Origin of the sequence: Maledivibacter halophilus (assembly GCF_900167445.1) — a bacterium.
Lineage (GTDB): Bacteria > Bacillota > Clostridia > Peptostreptococcales > Caminicellaceae > Maledivibacter > Maledivibacter halophilus.
In genome coordinates this window covers 120373-141109 of sequence record NZ_FUZT01000007.1, presented here as the reverse complement: position 1 = coordinate 141109, position 20737 = coordinate 120373, and the positions used below count along the sequence as shown (strand labels likewise).

At 30.2% G+C, this 20737-nt stretch carries 19 protein-coding genes; 16 read left to right on the top strand and 3 right to left on the bottom strand.

Going from position 1 to position 20737, the window contains the following annotated elements; all coding sequences use genetic code 11:
* Positions 1-130: 130 nt before the first annotated feature.
* Positions 131-850, top strand: coding sequence for a thioredoxin-dependent peroxiredoxin (gene prxU / locus B5X81_RS14495; protein WP_079492683.1), 720 nt, complete (start codon positions 131-133; stop codon positions 848-850).
* Between the two features lie 60 nt (positions 851-910).
* On the opposite strand, the gene B5X81_RS14490 is transcribed toward prxU, so the two are convergent.
* Both B5X81_RS14490 and B5X81_RS14485 read right to left on the bottom strand, forming a co-directional pair.
* A complete protein-coding gene (locus B5X81_RS14490; protein ID WP_079492682.1) occupies positions 911-1525 on the bottom strand; it encodes a LysE family translocator in 615 nt (204 codons plus the stop codon).
* 11 nt (positions 1526-1536) lie between these two features.
* A complete protein-coding gene (locus B5X81_RS14485; protein ID WP_079492680.1) occupies positions 1537-1977 on the bottom strand; it encodes an Lrp/AsnC family transcriptional regulator in 441 nt (146 codons plus the stop codon).
* Positions 1978-2652: 675 nt separating this feature from the next.
* On the opposite strand from B5X81_RS14485, the gene B5X81_RS14480 reads away from it, so the two are divergent.
* Positions 2653-4014 carry an MATE family efflux transporter gene (locus tag B5X81_RS14480; RefSeq protein WP_079492679.1) on the top strand — a complete coding sequence of 454 codons (1362 nt, stop codon included), beginning with the start codon at positions 2653-2655 and terminating at the stop codon, positions 4012-4014.
* 158 nt (positions 4015-4172) lie between these two features.
* Here B5X81_RS14480 and B5X81_RS14475 read toward each other — a convergent pair whose 3' ends face one another.
* On the bottom strand, positions 4173-5846 hold the full coding sequence (locus B5X81_RS14475; RefSeq protein ID WP_079492677.1) for a sigma-54 interaction domain-containing protein: 1674 nt from the start codon (positions 5844-5846) through the stop codon (positions 4173-4175).
* A 522-nt stretch (positions 5847-6368) separates the two neighbouring features.
* Here B5X81_RS14475 and B5X81_RS14470 point away from each other — a divergent pair.
* The 14 genes from B5X81_RS14470 (at position 6369) to B5X81_RS14405 (ending at position 20736) form a co-directional block, all read left to right on the top strand.
* Positions 6369-7319, top strand: a complete 951-nt coding sequence (locus B5X81_RS14470) for a 4Fe-4S binding protein (RefSeq protein WP_079492676.1) — start codon at positions 6369-6371, stop codon at positions 7317-7319.
* 10 nt (positions 7320-7329) lie between these two features.
* The gene (locus tag B5X81_RS14465) at positions 7330-8748 is read left to right on the top strand and encodes a sodium:solute symporter family protein (RefSeq protein WP_079492674.1); all 1419 of its coding nucleotides are present in this window, start codon (positions 7330-7332) and stop codon (positions 8746-8748) included.
* A 17-nt stretch (positions 8749-8765) separates the two neighbouring features.
* Positions 8766-8990, top strand: coding sequence for a hypothetical protein (locus B5X81_RS14460; RefSeq protein ID WP_079492673.1), 225 nt, complete (start codon positions 8766-8768; stop codon positions 8988-8990).
* Between the two features lie 20 nt (positions 8991-9010).
* Positions 9011-9553, top strand: coding sequence for a hypothetical protein (locus B5X81_RS14455; protein WP_079492671.1), 543 nt, complete (start codon positions 9011-9013; stop codon positions 9551-9553).
* Positions 9554-9571: 18 nt separating this feature from the next.
* Complete coding sequence (locus B5X81_RS14450) at positions 9572-11116, top strand: HAL/PAL/TAL family ammonia-lyase (RefSeq protein WP_079492670.1); 1545 nt, start codon at positions 9572-9574, stop codon at positions 11114-11116.
* 953 nt (positions 11117-12069) lie between these two features.
* A complete protein-coding gene (locus B5X81_RS14445) occupies positions 12070-13647 on the top strand; it encodes a thiamine pyrophosphate-dependent enzyme (protein WP_079492668.1) in 1578 nt (525 codons plus the stop codon).
* Positions 13648-13712: 65 nt separating this feature from the next.
* Complete coding sequence (locus tag B5X81_RS14440; protein ID WP_079492667.1) at positions 13713-14297, top strand: indolepyruvate oxidoreductase subunit beta; 585 nt, start codon at positions 13713-13715, stop codon at positions 14295-14297.
* A gap of 246 nt (positions 14298-14543) precedes the next feature.
* A complete protein-coding gene (gene fabG, locus B5X81_RS14435; protein ID WP_079492665.1) occupies positions 14544-15296 on the top strand; it encodes a 3-oxoacyl-[acyl-carrier-protein] reductase in 753 nt (250 codons plus the stop codon).
* 383 nt (positions 15297-15679) lie between these two features.
* The gene (locus B5X81_RS14430; protein WP_079492664.1) at positions 15680-16669 is read left to right on the top strand and encodes a 3-oxoacyl-ACP synthase III family protein; all 990 of its coding nucleotides are present in this window, start codon (positions 15680-15682) and stop codon (positions 16667-16669) included.
* Between the two features lie 20 nt (positions 16670-16689).
* Positions 16690-17823, top strand: a complete 1134-nt coding sequence (locus B5X81_RS14425; RefSeq protein ID WP_079492662.1) for a DUF362 domain-containing protein — start codon at positions 16690-16692, stop codon at positions 17821-17823.
* 1 nt (position 17824) lies between these two features.
* The gene (gene fabG / locus B5X81_RS14420; RefSeq protein WP_079492661.1) at positions 17825-18577 is read left to right on the top strand and encodes a 3-oxoacyl-[acyl-carrier-protein] reductase; all 753 of its coding nucleotides are present in this window, start codon (positions 17825-17827) and stop codon (positions 18575-18577) included.
* A 26-nt stretch (positions 18578-18603) separates the two neighbouring features.
* Entirely contained in the window at positions 18604-19005 is a 402-nt protein-coding gene (locus tag B5X81_RS14415) for a VOC family protein (RefSeq protein WP_079492659.1), read from the top strand.
* Positions 19006-19020: 15 nt separating this feature from the next.
* Positions 19021-19872, top strand: a complete 852-nt coding sequence (locus B5X81_RS14410) for a 3-hydroxyacyl-CoA dehydrogenase family protein (RefSeq protein WP_079492658.1) — start codon at positions 19021-19023, stop codon at positions 19870-19872.
* 12 nt (positions 19873-19884) lie between these two features.
* Positions 19885-20736 carry a 3-hydroxyacyl-CoA dehydrogenase family protein gene (locus B5X81_RS14405; RefSeq protein ID WP_079492656.1) on the top strand — a complete coding sequence of 284 codons (852 nt, stop codon included), beginning with the start codon at positions 19885-19887 and terminating at the stop codon, positions 20734-20736.
* The last annotated feature ends 1 nt before the right edge of the window (position 20737 follow it).

Genomic DNA, 20737 nt, shown 5'->3' with positions numbered 1-20737 from the left:
CTTATTTTAAGGGGGGTAATATTTGATGGAATAAGGGAAAATTTATGTTTAAAATTACCTGTGATGGTGTATATAAGAAATATCAATAGTAATTAAACTTGTATTGATAAAATTAATAGGAGGGGATTTTTTGGCTGAGGAAATCCAAGTTGGTTGTGCAAGACCAGGGTTATCAAAAAAAACAGATGATAAAATTGAAGAAAAACCACAAATTGTTAATAAGGAGGAAAATAAAAAAATGATAAAGGTAGGAAAACAAGCTCCATTATTTACTGCACCAGCTTTTCATGAAGGCAAGTTTATAAATGTGAATTTAGAGGATTATAAGGGAAAATGGGTATTATTATGCTTCTATCCAGGAGATTTTACCTTTGTCTGAGCTACAGAAGTTTCAGCAGTTGCTGAAAAATATAAAGAGCTTCAAGATTTAGGTGTGGAAGTTTTATCAATAAGTGTAGATTCTCCATTTGTACATAAAATGTGGAATGAACATGAATTGTCTAAGATGATAAATAAGGATATACCTTTCCCAATGCTGTCAGATCAAGATGGAAGCATTGGAAAGATGTATGGAATATATGATGAAGATAGTGGAGTAGAAACAAGGGGAAGATTTATAATAGATCCCGATGGAATAGTTCAAGGATTTGAAGTACTAACACCACCGGTTGGAAGAAATGTAAGTGAGACTATAAGACAAATTAAAGCTTTTCAGCTGGTAAGAGATACAAAGGGTGGAGAGGTTACACCTTCTGGCTGGAAACCTGGAAAAACAACTTTAAAACCTGGACCAGACCTTGTGGGTAATGTATGGAAAGAGTGGAAAGTTAATGAGGCCTTTGAAGATTAATTAAAATTCTATTTAAGGACTAACCTTTAGATTTTTAAAGGGTTAGTCCTTTTGAATTTATTAAAGAACTTTTCTTATTGCCAATTTAATACCGAAAATAATTAGAACAGTGCCAACCAAAATATTTAAATAATTGAGAACTGTAGAAGATATAAAAATATTTATAAAATGACCTATAGCAGAAATAATAGTTAAAAAAATAATAGTTGATAGCAATGCACCAAGGCCAAATAGATACATGTCGGATTTATTCATATGATCTTCTACAATTTTACTGGAGAAAACACCGGCCCAAAAGAGTATGGTCAGAGGGTTTGAAAGTGTCAGAATAAGTATTTTGAAAAATATATTTTTCATATTTTGGGTAGACAGAAAGTTCATACTGGGGATTATTGATATTCCAATCACACTAAAAATATTACTTAAACCAAAAACTATTAAAACAATAGCACCAAAATATTGAATTGGTTTTTGTATATTTTTATACTTATCAAGTATAGCACCTATACCTAGTATTGCTGTAAGAATGAATAAGCCATCGATGATTGCTACTCCCAAAACTCCAATAATTCCGTACAAAAAACCAAAAGTTGATGCGGTTTGAAAAATGAGAAGACAAATAGGACCCACCGCAATTTGCAATAAGATTCCAAATTTAAAACCCTTTAAAATCATAGAAAAATCTCCTATCTATTTAATGTTTCTTTTAAAGTGGACAAAATAATTAATGAGTTTGATTTTTGTACACCTGGAATAGATTTAAGTTTTTTACTAAGGAAGACTTCCAATTCATAGGTATCTTTGAGCAGTAGCTTTAGCATATAATCATATTCTCCAGCTATATGATGACATTCAATAACTTCATTAAATTCAATAATAGTTTTTCTAAAGTTTTCAGTATTAGCTTTTTGTTCAAGGTTTACAAATACCATAGTTAATAATTTATATCCCATTTTTTCACGGTTTATTTTCACTGTATAATGCTCAATAATATTCAGGTCTTCTAGTTTTCGAATTCTTTCAGATACAGCTGGAATAGAAAGATTAACTTTTTTACTGATTTCTGATGCTGTTGAGCGTCCATTGAGTTTCATTTCATTAAGAATCCTCATATCAATTTGATCCATAGGATAAGCCTCCTTACTTAAAGTATTTAAGTATATTATAATGAATACATTTAAAAAAATAAATATATTTAATAAAATTCAATAAATATTTAAGTTTAAAGTGATATAGCTTAAAAAATTAAATATAATTAAGCTGTAAATTGAATTAGAGCTAAAAATTTAAAGATAAAAATAATTACTTGAGGAAATTGCATAATTCTAACTTGGCAAAATTGCATATGCGAATATTATCCTTAATTTAATTATTTAGAATTAAATATATTTCGATGGTATAGCTTAAGAGATTTTAAAACAATATGTAATAGTTAGTTTTTTGGAAAGGTAATTATGCAATTTGCTCACTTAAGTATATGATTCTTTGGAAGCTTGCTATTTTATAAATATATGAAGTATAGAGAACTTCGTGTATATATGGTATAATATAGAAAGACTTTTCTTGCTGATCAGATGTAGATTATTTAGTAAAGATTAAAGAGGGTTATGGTGCAAAACTTTATTTTAATGAAGTTTTGTTTTTCATTTTAATTGAAGAAATTACATACTTTTGAAACTTTTTATTATGTATAGATTTACATTTCGTTTGTTCTATAATGAGGAAATAAAACATTTCATTGTAATAGATAATAAGCACAAAATATTTACTTTTATTATAATAGTGATTAGGAGAGAATAATTATGCTTAAGGGACTATTTAAGGACAAAAAGTTTTATAATACTATGATAGCGATTACACTTCCAATTGCATTACAAAACTTAATAACTTCATCTTTAAATATGATGGATACTGTGATGATAGGAAGAGTTGGAGAAGAAAATATAGCAGCAGTTGGAATGGCAAATCAGTATTTTTTCCTATTTGCTCTTTTATTATTTGGAATTAATAGCGGAGCGGCTATATTTATAGCTCAATTTTGGGGAAAAAAAGATATAAAAAATATTAGAAGAATTCTTGGTATTGGTATATTATTAGGAGGAATAGTAGCTGTACTATTTACCTTTGGGGCTTTAGCTTTTCCAAGACTGATTATGAGGGTATTTACAAAGGATATAAATGTTATTATATTAGGTACTAAATATTTAAGGATTGTATCCTTTAGTTATATAATAACTGCTATAAGCTTTGCCTTCAGCATTGCATCTAGAAGTATAGGTCAGGCTAAGTTACCTATGATTGTAAGTGGAATTTCTCTAATTGCAAATACTGTTTTAAATTATATACTGATATTTGGAAATTTTGGTGCTCCGACACTGGGCATTGTTGGGGCAGCTATAGCAACTTTAATAGCAAGGATTATAGAACTTTTATTTCTTTTGAAAATTATATACAAAAATAGAGGTCCTCTTGCAGGAAAAATAAATAAATTTATAGATATAAATAGAGCTTATTTAAAAAAATTCTTTAATACAGCCTTGCCAGTTATACTAAATGAATTATTCTGGTCTTTAGGAATTACAATGTATTCTGTTGCATATGGCAGAATTGGTACTGGTGCCTTTGCGGCAGTTCAAATTGCCAATACTGTCCAGAATGTATTCATGGTAATAGCAAGGGGAATGGGTAGTGCATGTGCCGTTATGATTGGAAATGAGCTAGGAGCAAATAATGAAAAAAGAGCTATTGAATATGCTAAAAGATTCTCTATATTAGGGTTGATTATAGGCCTAGCTATTGGAGCAGTACTATATATATCAGCACCATTTGTTTTATATCTTTTTGGAGTTGAAGCAGAGGTATATACAAATGCCTATAAAATATTAGGGGTAATGGCATTATTTATGACATTTAAGGTGTTTACTGGAATTTTAATAGTGGGAATACTAAGAAGTGGAGGAGATACAAAGTTTTCTCTTCTATTGGAAGGAGGAAGTGTTTGGTTTGTAGGTGTGCCTTTAGCCTTTATAGGAGCACTTATCCTAGAGTTACCTATTTACTGGGTCGTTGCATTGGTTTCATTGGAGGAAATTGTAAAGTCATTAATTGGTATCCCAAGAATAATTTCTAAAAAATGGGTTAGGAATGTAGTGGATCAGATGTAATGAGCCAAATAGATATTTAAAGTATTAGTTATATCCATGGGATCAGGCTAAACTATAAACTTTATTTTAGATAATAAAGCTTACAATTTAGCCTGATTCCATTTACAATAATTGAAAAAAATCAGAAAATCAAATTATAATTTTAATAATTTGTATAATTATAAAATCCTTTTTATCTTTTTTTGACCTTCAATAATTTCTGACAGGCTATGTTTTTTTATTCTATATTGTAAAGCTTGTCTATGAATCTTCAATTCTTTAGCAGATTTTGTTATATTATAATCATTTTTTTTAAGAGAATTTAATATGACCTGTTTTTCATATTTATTCATAATACTATTGAGTCCACTGTTATCAAAGGGTAATGATTGGTATTCATCATTTTTTGAATTATTATTATATTTAATGATATTTTGAGGAATATCTCTTGTAGTAATATAATAGTCTTCGCACACATTCATAGCATATTCTACAGTATGTAAAAGCTCTCTGACATTTCCGGGCCAATCGTAAGATTTCAATATTTCAATAACTGAATTACTTGTCTTAAAATCATTTGCATATGAAAGTTTATTAATAAAATAATTATAAAGCAAGATAATATCATCTCTTCTTTCTCTGAGTGGTTGTATGGGGATTGTAATTGTATTTATCCTATAGTATAAATCAGATCTGATTTTTCCTGATTTAAGTAAAGCATCTGGCGGTTCATTAGTTGATGAAATAACCCTAACATCACATGGTATTTCCTTTGTACCTCCTACCTTCATATATTTTTTTTCTTGCAGAACTCTTAGGAGTTTTGATTGAATACCAAGACTCATGGAATTTATTTCGTCCAAAAATAATGTGCCTTTATTAGCTTTTTCCAAGATTCCAGATTTATTAGTACTACCTGTAAAACTTCCTTTTTCAGTTCCAAATAAAATGCTTTCTACCAGTCCTTCTGGAATTGCAGCACAGTTTATAGCTATAAATTCATTATTACTTCTATTGCTGGCGCTATGTATGCTTTGTGCAAAAAGTTCTTTTCCGGTTCCAGTTTCTCCATATATTAAAACAGATGAATCGGTTTTGGCAATACGCTTTGCTAAGTTTATAGATTTTATAAATTCTTTATCTTTTCCAATTAAATCATCAAAGGAATAGTATAAATTTGTGGCGTAGGATTTTTGAGTAAGAGAACCTCCTTTTTTTATGAAATCATTTAGTAGGGAGAGTTCTTTACAAGTGTTTTGAAGATAATTGTTAAATCTTACTATGCTTAAACCACCCACTAATATATTGTCTATAAATATAGGATATCCTGAATTAATACTGGATATATTTTGCTGTGAATAATTGCTTACAAAGGTGTCGTAGATATTTAATAGTGGTTTTTGGTTTTTTAAGGCTCTGAGTATACAGCTTGTTTCGGATGTTAGAGGATATATATCTGTAATATGCTTTCCAGTAGTTAGACGTCTGTTTAAAAATTCTCCCTTTTCTGCAGCTAAATTAGTAAAATTAATATAACCGCTTCTATCGGTTATATGGATTCCAATGTCTAATATATCAAGAATTTTTTGATAGAAGATATTATGGTACATAGAATTTGAAATATGTACAATAAAGCCGTCTTTATCAGGGATATTAATAATAATATATTTTGCTGGCAGATTATTAAATATGATTGTTCCTGTCTTTGATTCAATATCCATATCTATAAAGCTTGATATATGCTTACCTATAAACTTGCTATTAAGATTTTGTTCTCCATCAATATGGGACTGAGACAAATTAATTATTCTATAAGAGCTGTCCAGAATTATGATAATATTATATAGTTGCATAAATAATAAACTCCTTTCTGTATAGATTCCCCATAATAAAACTTAGTTTATACATGTACAAATACTTAAGATTTCTAGGAGTTTTGGACATCTATAAACTAAAGTCTTTACTTAAATCCTTATATATAAATTTTAGTATTAAATTTATTATATTTTATGATATAGTATCATGGTTCTATCATAAGTGCAATATTTTATTTCAGCTTATATATTATAGTTAAAAGAATTATTGAAAAATAGAGAGAAAAGCAGACGCAATTAATTTATGCATGCAATAATATGTTTCACTTTATAGTAAATAATAAAGTGATTTTATATATATCGAAACAGTTTCAAAGTTCAATTTATACATAGGAGAGATATCGATATTTCTGGTATTTATATGTATATATAAATTCACCTTTTAAATTATTTAACTATAAAAAAGTATCAAAAAATTCATTGTTTTACATGAAATTATTGGCATGGTAATTGCAAATATAAATAGAAAATTGCAAAAATTTGTTGAAAGGATGAGATTGAATGAATAAAAAGTTAATTGAATTTTTTGATGTGCCAAAGGAAGCTTATTCATGTATAGAGCTTATGCTTACTGAGGAAGAAATTGTATTAATAGAAAATATGCAGGATCAAAAATATACTTATAAAGAGCTTTTAGGATTAATTGAAGAGAGTTTTGCTGATTTAGATTCTGAAGATTTTATTAGAATGTGTTATAAGAGGGGAATTATTAATAAAGAGATAGTAAATGGAGAAATAATATATAAATCTGCTGATGTATATACTAGACTTGCTTATTTTGCACAATATGAAAGTAAAAAATGGAAGAGCATACCCAAGGAAGTTAGAAAAAACTTAGATGACTGGTATGTTAGGAAATATACGGAAAATGCTATTCCAAGGCTTGAAGAAATCGAAAAAGGAACTCGAAAATTAATAGAAAATGCTTATTTTTATACTTTAGAAGAAACTTTAATACTTATAGATGAAATTGATGAAGAAATTTATATGGTACCTTGTAATTGTAAGTCTGTGGCACTTAACTGTGATAAACCAAAGAACGTATGTATTCAATTTGATAGAGGTATAAATACTGAATGGGATAGGGGGTGGGGAAAATCTATTAGTAAGGAGAAGGCTAAAGAAATTGTTATTATGGCTAATAAAAAGGGATTAATGCATACTTCAGAAACAAAACAAGCTATATGCAACTGTGATGGCTGCTGCTGTTATCCTATAAGAGCTTCAAGGAATATACAAACAAAGGGAATTTGGCCTAAAAAACGATATGATATTGTTTGGAATAAGGAAAAATGCATTGGCTGTGGTATATGTTCAAATATTTGCAATTTTAATGCTTTTAGCAAGAAAGGGAAAACAATTTCCTTTGATGAGAATAAGTGTTGGGGATGTACCATATGTAAAGACCACTGTCCAGCAGAGGCGATTACAATTGAAAAAATAGAAAACTAGGAGGAGAAAAATGTTAACTACTTTTGATAATATTATTATTTTTCTAATTGTATTAGGTGTAATGGGAATAGGTTACTATTTTTCAAAGTCAATTAAGGATATGGAAAGCTATTATTTAGCTAATAGAAGTTTGCCTTGGTCTTTAGTGGTAGGAACTCTTGTGGCGTCATGGTATGGTGGGGTTGGAGTTGTTGGAACGATAGGCTATGCGTCTTCCTTTGGGTTAGCTTCTTGGTTTATATGGTCAATTGGAGCCCATGCAGTCAGGTTTCCACTGGCATTGTGGGTAGGACCTAAGATACATATTAGAACAGATATTACTATACCCGATGTTTTTCATAATGTATATGGAAAGTCTGTTGCTATACTGGGATCAATTCTCCTTTTTATTTATTGTTCCCAGCTTGGAGAAATTACTGCAACTGGATATATTGGTGCTGCGGCATGGGGAGCAAATAAGGTTGTAGTAGGAGTGGCAGTAGTTATAATAACTATTATTTTAACTTGTTTAGGTGGACTTATGGGAGTTGCGGTTACGGATATGATTTTCTTTTTCTTCATGGTGGCCAGTGTAAGTAGTGTTTTTCCCCAAATATATTCAGATGTTGGTGGAATTGTAGGGATCAGAGAAGCTTTATCATCGGCCCCAGAGGTTGTAGCACCTATTGCGGGCATGCCTGTTTCTAAAGCTATAATGCTTATTATATTATGTCTTAATGTGTATGCAGACCCAAGCTTTTATCAAAGATTTTCAGCCAGTAATTCTATAAAAACTGGTAGACGTGCCATGTTAACTTGCTTTTCATTATGGCTGGGATTTGATATAGTTCTTGTTTTGGCAGGTATTATTGTTAGGGCAACAAATCCAGAAGCCATTCCTGAAATTGGATATATTAAAATGATTCTAAATTATTTACCAGCAGGAGTTAGAGGTTTGTTTATAGTGGGATTAATAGGGGCAATAGTATCTACCCTTGATAGTTACTATCTAATAGGTGGAACCACCCTTGCAAATGATATATACGGTAGGATTTTTAGCAAAGAAAAATTATCTGATAAAAAGATTATTATGCTTAGTAGAATTGGTTCTTGTATATTAGGCCTTGGTGGTCTTTCACTGGCCTTTAAATTCACCATGGTTTATGATGCAATTGCATTTCTCATGAGCTTGTGGATGTCTGCAGCCTTTGTACCATTACTTGCAGCTCTTTTATATAAAGGCAAGAAAACCCCAATGTCAGGCTTGTTTTCTATGCTTGCAGGGACATTGTCTTTTACATATTTTAAAATAAGTCCAGTTTATATATCAGAAACATTTGGTACGTTAGAGCCAGTATTGGTTTCTATACCTCTCTCCATGCTATTTTGGATTATAGGAAATCAGATTGGAGAAGATAAAAATGCCAAGAATACTAAAATTCAAGCTTAATACGAAGGAGGATAATTATGTCAAAGAATAATGAAGATAGGATAAAATGGCTTGGAATAGATGGCTTTTTAGTCATACTGTTTCCAATATTATCTACTATAATTGGATATTGTATAATCAACAATGTAGATTTTGTTATTGGAAAAGTAGTTCCCTATACAGTAACTACTGTTACTACTCTCATATTTATTAAATATATTGGACAAGTATTACATTTTTCAAAAAATGTTAATAAAAAATAATGTAATAAAAGGAGTCTACCATGGTAATAAAATCTTTTTCAAAAAAAATGGATGTAAATGAAGCCCAAAAGCTTGCTAAGAAAAAGGGGAATTTTATTGGAAAAATTTTGCTAAAAAATCATGATGAGATAAATATGAAAGAATTGTATATAGAGAATAAAATCATTACTTTTAGTATTACTTTTACTCCCTTTGCTTTTATAAGGAGAATATTTAAAAATTATAAGGAAAAGAAAATGCAAATAAAAGTAATAGCCAATGGATCAACTGGGGGAGTTGCATACTATGATGAAAATGAAATTAATATAGAGACAACAGAGGTAAAAAAAGATGATTTGCAGCTGTCGGATCATGATATTGAAAAGCTGATAACCAAGGGAAATATTCTTATCAGAAGAATACTTAGAAGAAGAATAGGTGGAAATTTAAAGATGGAGGTTGTAGATGTTCAAAGTGTTTTCAGACCATATCATGTGGCCTTTTTTGGTGAGTTAATAGAAGGAAGGAAAGTAAGGTATATGCCTATACCAGCAGATGGCTGCAAAGTCAAGAAGACTTTTTAATGACAGGAGGAAAATATAATGATAAATCCAGCAGAAATTGAAAAGGTTGTACTTGGAGAAAATCTTACAATAGAAGAGGTTGTTGCAGTAGCAAGATATAATAAGAAGGTAGAGTTTTCAAAAGAATATATTAACAGGGTTATAGAATGCAGAAATTTAGTTGAAAAATTTTCTCAGGAAGAAAGGGTAATTTATGGTGTTACTACAGGTCTAGGAGATAATTGCAGAAAATTTATAGGCAAAAAAGATAGAGAAATTGTTCAAAAAAATAATATTCTTTCCCATGCAACATCCCTGGGAGAACCCCTTAATATAGAATGCGTTAGAGCTATAATGCTTGCTATGATTCAACAACTTGGAAGTGGTTATACCGGTATTAGACTTGAAACATTAGAAACAATACGTGAACTTCTAAATAAAGGGGTTACGCCCTTTGCACCTAAGCATGGATCAGTTGGATATATTGGTATTGAAGGACATATTGGACTTGTACTAATTGGTGAAGGCAAAGCCTATTATAAAGGGGAACTTCTTAGTGGAGCCAAGGCTCTTAAGAAAGCAAATATTGAACCAACAAATATTAGCACTAAAGAAGGGTTGTCTTTAGTATCTGGAACAAGCTCTGTAACAGGAATTACAGCTTTATCAATATATGATGCCATAATTATTGGAAAAACCAATGATATAGCAGCTTCCATGTCATTAGAAGTGTTGAAAGGGACTTTGATGGCAATGGATGAAAGACTAATGGATGTTAGGCCTCATCCAAACCAAGGTGCAACTGGATATAATGTAAGAAGTATTTTAAAGGATAGTGAAATTATTGAAAAATACAAAGATTATAGAGTGCAGGATGCATTGTCCTTAAGATGTATCCCACAACTCCACGGTGCAGCCAAGAAAACAATAGCCGACAGTAAAGTTACAATAGATATAGAATTGAATTCGGCTGTTGACAATCCCCTTATTTTTAAAACAGGCAAGAAGGATGGCATTGCCATAATGGGATGTAATGCAGATGCTACTTATGTAGGGATGGCTGCCGATACTATATGTATATCAATATGCAATATGGCTAAAATGTCAGAGCGTAGACTGGACAGGATGGTAAATAGATATGTAAGTGAATTACCGGCATTTTTAAATTCTAATCCTGGTTTAAACAATGGTTTAATGATACCACAATATGCTGCTGCCGGTATTGTAGGTGAAATAAGGTTATTAACCCATCCAGCAACAGTTGACAATGTACCAACTTGTGCTCTTCAAGAGGATTATGTATCAATGGGATATAATGCTGCTTTAAAGGCGTATAAGGCTGTAGGGCTTGCAAGATATGTAACTGCAATAGAAATAATGAATTCAGTCCAAGCGCAGGATTTTTATAAAGAGCTTAAGGCTGCCACAGCAACTAAGGCTGTACATGATTTGGTAAGAGAAAAAGTTTCTTTTGTAGAAAATGACAGAAATATGCATCCAGATATGGAGTATATAGCAAGTATAATTAAAGAAAGAAAGATAATAGATGCAGTAGAAAACATTGTAGGAGAGCTTCAATTTTAGTATATTTATCTTTTTCATAAGACTCCAACTTCTATAAGTGGGAGCTAGGGTTATCTTCAGGTGGAGTATAGTCTCCATCTGAAGTAAGTCGGATGGAGATCTGAAGAATACGAATCTCATAAGAGGCTGAATATATTTGGATGAGTTTGTGAAACAAAACAAAGCTCGTATCAACCGAAAGCTATTATAATATATGTGGATATATATGGAATGAAAGATTGCGTTCTTACCTGGGAAGGTCTGATAGATATATCATTGGAGGATGAAGTTCCTACAGGATAACCTACATAGGGATATGTAACTAAACTGTCAGAAATCAGTAGAGATCATAATACCACCCTATGTGCACATAGGGTGAGAAGGACTGAACACTAGGATGTTTTCGACTTTGAATAATTCAAATAAATTACGAAGAAAGTAGACAACTCAATATAGAGATCATCTTGTGGAGGTAGAATTGGGATCCCAATAGGTATATGGTCTATTGGAGTTTTTTTATTTTTGTATGACTAAAAATTTTGTATTATTAATTTAAATTTTTTTATTGAGCTAGATATAAAGTGCTTATTTAAGGGCCAATAGACTATTTGAAAAATATTAATTATTAGCAAAATTCATATAAGTAAATACATAAAAATACAAACTTATACAATAATTACTAAAATGTAAAATATATTCCAATAAAATCATTGACAATAAGTGGAAATAAATATATAATTATTTAAAATGATATGGAAAAAATGTAAAAAAAATAGAAAAATGTAATAAAATTCAATAAAATTGTGCGAGATTATGTTAATGTTTGTTCATTTATGTAGAAAAGTAAAATTGAATATTGATTTTACTAAGATAAGTATTTATAAAAATATAAAGTAAAATAAAAATTTTTAGCTAAAAGTTATTTTTAAAGTTTTGATTTGATAAGATTAGAGATGCTTTAGAGGAGGATAGTAATGAGAAGAATATTAACTGGAAATCAAGGAGCAGCAGTAGGGTGTTATGAAAGCGGAGTAGCTTATGCAACAGGTTATCCAGGTACTCCATGTACAGAAGTATTGAGTGAATTGTTTAAATTTAAAGAAATCCTTTGCGAATGGGCAACAAATGAAAAAGTTGCTTTAGAGGTGGCTACAGGGGTATCGATGACTGGAAAAAGATCAATAGTATTGATGAAAACATTAGGACTTAATGTGGCTGCTGATGCATTTACTCAATTATCTGGTACTCCAATCAACGGTGGAATAGTTCTTGTAGTGGCTGATGATGTAGGTAGAATAGTTGGAGATGATTATCAAGATTGTAGGTTTTACAGTATAATGTCTAAAGTTCCACTTATTGAGCCTTCTGATAGCCAAGAGGCCAAAGATTTTATGAAAGTAGCATTTGAAATTAGTGAAAAATTTGAAACACCAGTAATATTTAGATTAAATTCTATTACTAGCAAATCAAAAAGTGTCGTAGATATAACTGAAAAAAATAAGCATCAGAAAAAAATTAGACGAATTCATCAAAAGAGCTTACAAAAGACAGTTGGAAACGTTGTGAGATTTGGCTTTGAAAATCATAATTCACTAAAGTTAAAAGATTACTGGCATGATTTTGACAAAAGTTGGAGAAATTTATCGTTATATTCAAATGATATACCAATTAATAAGGTAGAGTTGAAAGATAGTTCAATTGGAGTAATAGCATCTGGGGTTGGATACCTTTATGCAAAAGAAGCATTATCTGATGTTTCATTTTTAAAACTTGGACTAGTATACCCACTACCTATAAATATAATTAAAGAATTTGTTAGAAAGCATGAAAAAGTTTATGTAATTGAGGATGGACATCCAATAATAGAGAAAGAAATTAGAAATATGGGGATTGATGTAGAGGGAGAATCAATTTTCCCAAGGTTTCCTCATATGTTATACTTTACTCCAGATATTATTGAAGAAAAGATTTATGGTAAGTCGAAAGAAAAAAAAGATACAAGAATACCCTTTAGATTGCCAGTAAATTGTCCTGGATGTGCACATAATGTAATTAATAATTTATTGAAAAAGAATAATATTAAAGCAACTGGAGGAATTGGTTGTGGTGGGCTAGGAGCATTTCCACATGTTGGAGCTATTGATATAGTAAAATGTATGGGATCATCCTTTAGTATAGCATATGGATTTAACAAGTTAAATGATGATGGTAAAAAAATCGTGGGAATTATGGGAGATGGAGAGTTTTGGCATACGGGTATAAATGGATTATTAAACATAATATGGAATAATGGGAATTGTGTGTTGATAATAAATGATAATTTAACTGTGGCAATGACAGGAGGTCAGAAAAACGTTTCCAGTCCTTTGGAAGAAAAGAGTACTAAAAGAAGAGTTAGTATAGAGGAAGTTTGCAGCTCTTTGGGTGTTGATAGAATACATGTTATAGATAGTTATGATAAGGAAGAGTTAGAAAAAACTCTTCTAGAGGAAATTAGTAAGGATGGAGTTTCAGTGATAATTGCAAGACATAAATGTTTAATATTTTCTTGATATATAGAAAGTACCAAATAATTATACAATAAAAGATTGGGGGAAGGAGGTGTTGAATTTAAGCTATGACAGAAATTTCAAACTTTATTATTTGTGGAGTTGGGGGACAAGGCATAGTTTTAACAAGTGATATTATTTCTAATACTTTTTTAGAAAGTGGGTGGGATGTTAAAGCAACAGATATTATTGGCTTGGGTCAAAGGGGAGGAAGTGTGGTTACCCATGTTAGAGTAGGTAATGATATAATATCTCCTTTGATAAAAAAAGGTAAAGCAGATATTATATTAGCTTTTGAAAAATATGAATCTTTGAGGTGGTGTAATTATCTTAAAGAAGATGGCGAATTAATTATAAATAATAAAAGCATAATTCCTACATCAGTCACAGAAAAAATAGAAAAGGATATTGATTTGAATGTATTATTAGATAAGCTGAATTATAAAAATAGTCTTGTTGATATATCAATCAAATTAGAAAATAATGGTATAAATGCTAAATGTACTAATCTATTTATGGTTGGAATTTTGTCAAGAAAGACAAATATAAAATATAAACTTTGGGAAGAAATTATAAAAAGAAACGTAAAAAAAGAGTTTAGAGAAGACAATATAAGGGCTTTTAAAATGGGAAGAAACCTATTTATATCATAATTTTCATTTTATTAGCAAGTATAATAACTAAAAATAGATATATAGAAATATTTACCACTTTGTTGTCATCTAGTTTTAATTGTAATACAATCTCCTTTCTGTTGATTTAGGTATGTAATTATTACCTTTAGAGTTTTACTAAATATACAATGGAAAGCTTATACAATTATATGCCTGTTGTTTACAAAGAACTTAGGTAACTTTTTTATAAAATCTTTATAAAAAATATGAAAGGAAAGAGTTTAAATGAAATTAGAAGGAAAAGTGGCATTTGTAACAGGAGGGAGCCGTGGGATTGGTAGAGCTATTTCTATAAAAATGGCTGAGAAAGGAGCAAATGTAGTTGTTGGATATAAAAATAATACTATGGCTGCTCAGAGTACAATTGATGAAATAGATAGATATAGCGTAAAATCTATGAAGATAAGTTTAGATATTAGTAAAAATGAAGAAGTAATTAAAACTGTAGATAGGATCATCAACAAATTTGGGAAGATAGATATATTAGTTAATAATGCTGGAATTACAAGAGATAGCATGCTCCAAAAAATGAATATAGAGCAATGGCATGAAGTGTTAAATAGTAACTTGAATAGTGTATATTTTTGTACAAAAGCTGTTGTTTCACACATGTTAAAAAGAAGGTATGGGAAAATAATTAATATTACCTCATTAGGAGCTTTTTATGGAAATGTTGGACAAGTTAATTATTGCTCGTCAAAGGCAGGAATTGTAGGATTTACAAAGAGTTTGGCAGCAGAATTAGGAAAAAAGGGAATATGTGTAAATGCTGTAGGCCCTGGATGTATAAAGACAGATATGCTTATGCAAGTTCCTCAGAAAGTTTTAGATAAAATGATTAAAAGAATACCTTTAAAAAGATTAGGAGAAGGAGAAGATGTGGCTTCAGCAGTGGTTTTTTTAGCTAGTGATGACTCAGAGTATATTGTAGGACAAACTATCATTGTAGATGGCGGTTTAGGATTATCTATTATATAATATGAAAGTTTTTTATAGACAGAATTATAAAGAAAAATAAAAAAAAGTTGAAATTTTCTATGAACAAAATCAAAGGAAAATTTCAACGAGAAAAATTAAACTACAATTAAATTATAACATAAAAAATATAAAAAATATTTTATTGATAATTAAAATTTACTAATATTATAAGGAATTTTTTAATTAGAGTATATTAATTTATTTAATTAAATTTTGGCAAATTTTAAAGAAAAGGTTTTGATAAATTTTTCAATTTTATTTTATATAAAGATAGACACCTTATGAAGAATTTAGAAAAATCATAAAAAATTTGTTTCAAGGAAAATATGAAAATATTCTATTAAGATAATTTCAAGGATTTTTAATTAAAGGAGGAAAATAAAATGAAAAAATCAAATGTTGTAATATGTGGAACAGGCTCTTGTGTTCCAGATCACATTATAACTAATGATGAACTAGAAAAAAGTGCACCTACAAATAAGGAATGGGTGGAATCAGTTTTAGGAATTAGGGAAAGAAGAAGATTAAAGAAAGAGGAAAATCCATCAGATATGGCTGCAAAAGCTGCATTAAGAGCACTAGACAATGCAAAAACTAGTCCTGAAGAAATAGATTTATTAATAGTAGGAACTATTACTCCAGATAGGAAGGTACCCTCACAAGGAACAATTATACAAAGAAAAATTGGAGCTAGAAATGCTGTTGCCTTCGATATAAATGCAGCTTGTGCAGGATTTATATTTTCATTAGTTTGTGCTAAGCAATTTTTAGATAATGGTTATTATAAAAATGCATTAGTAATAGGTGTAGATGCAATGTCTGTCATGACTGACTATAAGGACAGAACTTGTGTATTTTATGGAGATGCATCAGGTGCTGTTGTTGTAAAAAAGCTTGAAAGTGAGAATGGAATTATTTCTACATATTTTGGCTCCGATGGAGAAAGTAAAGATTTAGTTACAACCTATGGTGGAAGTGCAGAATATCCTGTTAGTTATGATGTTGTAGATAAAAGATTGCAATATTTAATAATGAGAGGAAAGGAAGTAGGAACAACTGCAATACGAATAATACCATATGCTCTAAGAAAAGCCATGGAAGAAGCAGCTATTACAAGTGATGATCTAACGTATCTAGTTCCACATCAACCCAATGAAACATTACTTAAAAGATGTTCAGAGATACTAAATATTCCAGAGGAAAAGATAGTAATTACCCTCGATAGATATGGTAATGCTTCAAATGCCAATATTCCGTTAGCTTTAGATGAAATAAACCGTCAAGGAAAGTTAAAGGATGGAGATAAAATTGGTATGGTTACTATTGGCGCAGGATGGACTTGGGGATCAGCTGTTATACAATGGGGACAATAATATATTCATAGGAGGTTTTTATGAATAATCTTGTATCTAAAGTGAAATGTACTTCTTATAATTTAGATAAGGTTGAAAATGCAATTAAATTATCTTTGAATCAAATTGGCAATATTGAGAATGTAATAAAGGAAGATAGTAAAGTTTTGTTAAAACCCAATTTAGTTTCTCCATTACCTCCTGAAAAAGCAGCTACTACTCATCCAGTAGTGATTGAAGCTATGATCAGAATTTTAAAGGGAATTGGTGTCAAAGAAATATGGATTGGTGACTCAGGAGTTCATGGAACGCCTAAAATATTTTCAATATGTGGTATGAATGATTTAGCTAAAAAATATGGATGTAAGATTTGTGACTTTGATAATTATTATATAGATGAGATATATGAAGAAAGTAATAAATATATGAAGAGATTACCTTTGAGTAAATATATTACAGAGTCAGATGTAATTATAAACATGCCCAAAATAAAAATACATCATGCCGAGACTTATACTGGAGCTATCAAAAATATGTATGGTAGTATTGTTGGGAAAAATAAGATGCAAATACATGCAAGAACTCAAACTAAAGATAATTTCCAGCATGTATTAGTAGATGTACTTAATTCCACAAAGCCTAACCTTTGCATTATGGATGCAATAGTAGGAATGGAGGGAAATGGTCCAGCTAATGGGAAACCCATTGAAACGAATATGATTTTAACAAGTTATAATGCTGTCGCTATGGATATAGTGGCAGCAAGACAAATTGGAATAGATGTTAAAGAAGTGGGATATATAGAAAAAGCGATAAAAAGAGGATTAGGACCAAAGGTTCAAGAGGTAAAAGAAATTGGTGATAAGTTACCAGTTATTACTTATGATAGACCAGCAGTTGCTCTTAAATTTTTAGGAAGATTTGCACAGAAATTAATGCCAGTATTTTATTATTTATTTAAACCAGTACCTAAATTTGATCCGATAAAATGTATTGAGTGTGGTATTTGTAAAGAAATATGTCCAGTAAATGCAATTAGAATGGAGAAAATTCCTGTAGTAGATAAAAAATTATGTATAAGCTGTTTTTGTTGTCAAGAGGCGTGCTTTAGTGATGCTATTGAAAGAAGTGATGTAAAAAAAGAAAAGAAAAAAGCTTGTAAGCGGGGAGCATAATATGAACCTTAATAATAAAATAGCTCTTATTACGGGAGCAAGTAAAGGTATAGGGAGAGCAATATCCATAAAGTTTGCAGAAAATGGGTGTGACATTATATTCTTTTATAAAAGCAATGAAAAACTAGCAAATAAAGTAGCTAAGGAAGTTAAGGCTATAGGAAGAAAAGTACTTCCAATCAAATTAGATGTGTCCAATTATATAGAAGTTGAAAGAGCAAAGCTAAAGATAAGGAAAAACTTTGAGCATATTAATATCTTAGTAAATAATGCTGGGATTTTGCGAGACAGCTTATTTGAAAAAATGAGTCAAGAGCAATGGGATGATGTAATAAATATAAATCTAACAGGTGTATTTAATTGCACCAGAGTTTTTCTCGAAGAGTTAATAAAGAGTGAAGAAGCTAGTATTGTTAATATAACATCTATATCAGGCATATATGGTAATGTAGGACAAACAAATTATAGTGCATCAAAATCTGGAATTATTGGGTTTACAAAAGCTCTTGCAAAGGAAGTTGCTGGCAATAGCATCAGAGTAAATGCTATTGCTCCAGGTTTTATTGAAACAGATATATGGAATCAATTGCCAGAGCATATATTTCAACGGGTTCTTAAGAAAATTCCCTTAAGAAAAATTGGAAATCCTGACCATATAGCAAACACGGCTCTTTTCTTAGCAAGTAAAGATGCTAAGTATATAACGGGTCAAGTAATTAAAGTAGATGGAGGGATTGGCTTGTCTGTTTTATAATAAAAAATTCTAAAAGGAGAATTATTGTGAAGATAGATCATGTAGGTATTGTTATGGAAGATGGACAGCAATTAAGAGATATGTTCAAGAAATATTTTAATGGGAAAGTAGGAAAAAAAATATTTGATCGAAGTGGTTTTATATCACAAATCATTGAATTGGAGCTAGGAAGTATTGAAATCCTTTGTCCTGTTAATGAACATAGTCCAATAACTAGGTTTTTAGATAAGAAGGGCGAGGGATTACATCATATTTCTATAAGGGTTGAAAATATTAAAGAAATTGTAGAAAGAATGAAAGATGATAATTATAAATTCATTGATAATATTCGTCTATATAATAAAGGAAATGAAGTTATAAAATATATATTTCTAAATCCTAAGTATACAAATAAAATCCTAATTGAATTACAAGAAAAAGTCGAATAGATTGAGAGGTGACTTATGGGTATAAATAGGGTTGGTGTTATAGGTACTGGATTAATGGGGAGAGGAATTGCTCATGCATTTGCCGTAAATGGATTTGAAGTAGATTTGTATGGCCATTCAGATGGCTTTAGAAAAAAAATCTTGGAATATATTGAATATGAAGAGAAAAAACAAAGAATTACTAAAAAGCAAGCGCAGAATATTCTAAGTAATTTAAATTTTCTTAGTATAAAAAATGATCACAAAGAGCTTATGACAAGAGAATTGGTAATAGAAACGATTAAAGAAGATAAAGAAATAAAAAAGAAATTATTGAAACTGATTGATGAAAATACAAAGGAAGAAGTAATTATTGCGAGTAATACATCAACATTTTCCATAACTGAACTTGCATCTGTAACGACTAAACCGAATAGGGTTATAGGAATGCATTTTTTTTCTCCAGTTCCTCAAATGAAGCTAGTGGAAATAATAAAAGCTTATAGGACTTCAAAGAATGTTGTGGAAAAAATAGAAAAGGTAGTAAATGAAATCAATAAAAGCCCAAGAGTAGTTAATGATAGTCCAGGTTTTGTTATGAGTAGATTATTTGTACCTTTTATAAATGAAGCTGTGATTTTGCTAAGTCAAGGATTTGCAGAGAATGCTGAAACCATAGATGAGATTATGAAATATGGATTGAATTTAAAAATAGGACCTTTGAGACTAGCAGACTTAACCGGAATAGATACTATTTATTATAGCATGTTAAGCCTATATGAGAATTTGAATGACCCTAAATATAGGCCAGCTACTGAATTGAAAATGATGGTGGATGCTGGATATTTAGGAAGAAAATCCGGTAAAGGTTTTTATGAGTATAGATAAAGGTGGGAGGTTATGAGCATTAACAAAATTGCTATTATAGGTACTGGCTTAATGGGAAAGGGTCTTGCACATATATTTGCTTTAAATAACTTCAAAGTAGATTTATATGGGAGATCAGATGACTTTGTAAAAAGGTTTCTAGGATATATTGAATATGAAAGAAAAAGAGAAAGACTTAGTGAAAAAGAAGAAAAAAAGATTCTAAAAAATACAAATTTTTATAAAATAATCAATGATTATAAAAAGCTTATAAACAATCCTTTGATAATTGAAACGATAAAAGAAGATAAAGAGATAAAAAAGAATTTATTTAAAGTAATCGAAGAAAACACATTAGAAGATTCAATTATTGCAAGTAATACATCAACCTTTTCTATAACTGAACTTGCATCTATGATGAAAAATCAAGAAAGAGTTATAGGGATGCATTTTGTATCTCCAGTTTCAAAGATGAAATTAGTAGAAATTGTAAAAGGTCGCAGAACCAGTGAAAAGGTCATAGCACAAGTAAAAGCAGTTATAAATAAAATTGGTAAGAGCCCATATGTAGTCAAAGATGGTCCAGGTTTTATATTTAATAGAATGCTTGTTCCTTTGATAAATGAAGCTGTAGTTTTATTAAATAGTGGAATTACAGATAGTCCAGAAACTATAGATAAGATTATGGAAGAGGGAATGAATTTAAATATAGGTCCATTAAGATTAGCAGATTTAACCGGGATTGATGTCATATATTATAGTATGCTAAGCTTGTATGAAAATTTAAATGATCCTAAATATAGACCGGCACCTGAGTTGAAAATGATGGTAAATGCTGGTCACTTAGGAAGAAAAACTGGTAGAGGATTTTATGAATATACATAAG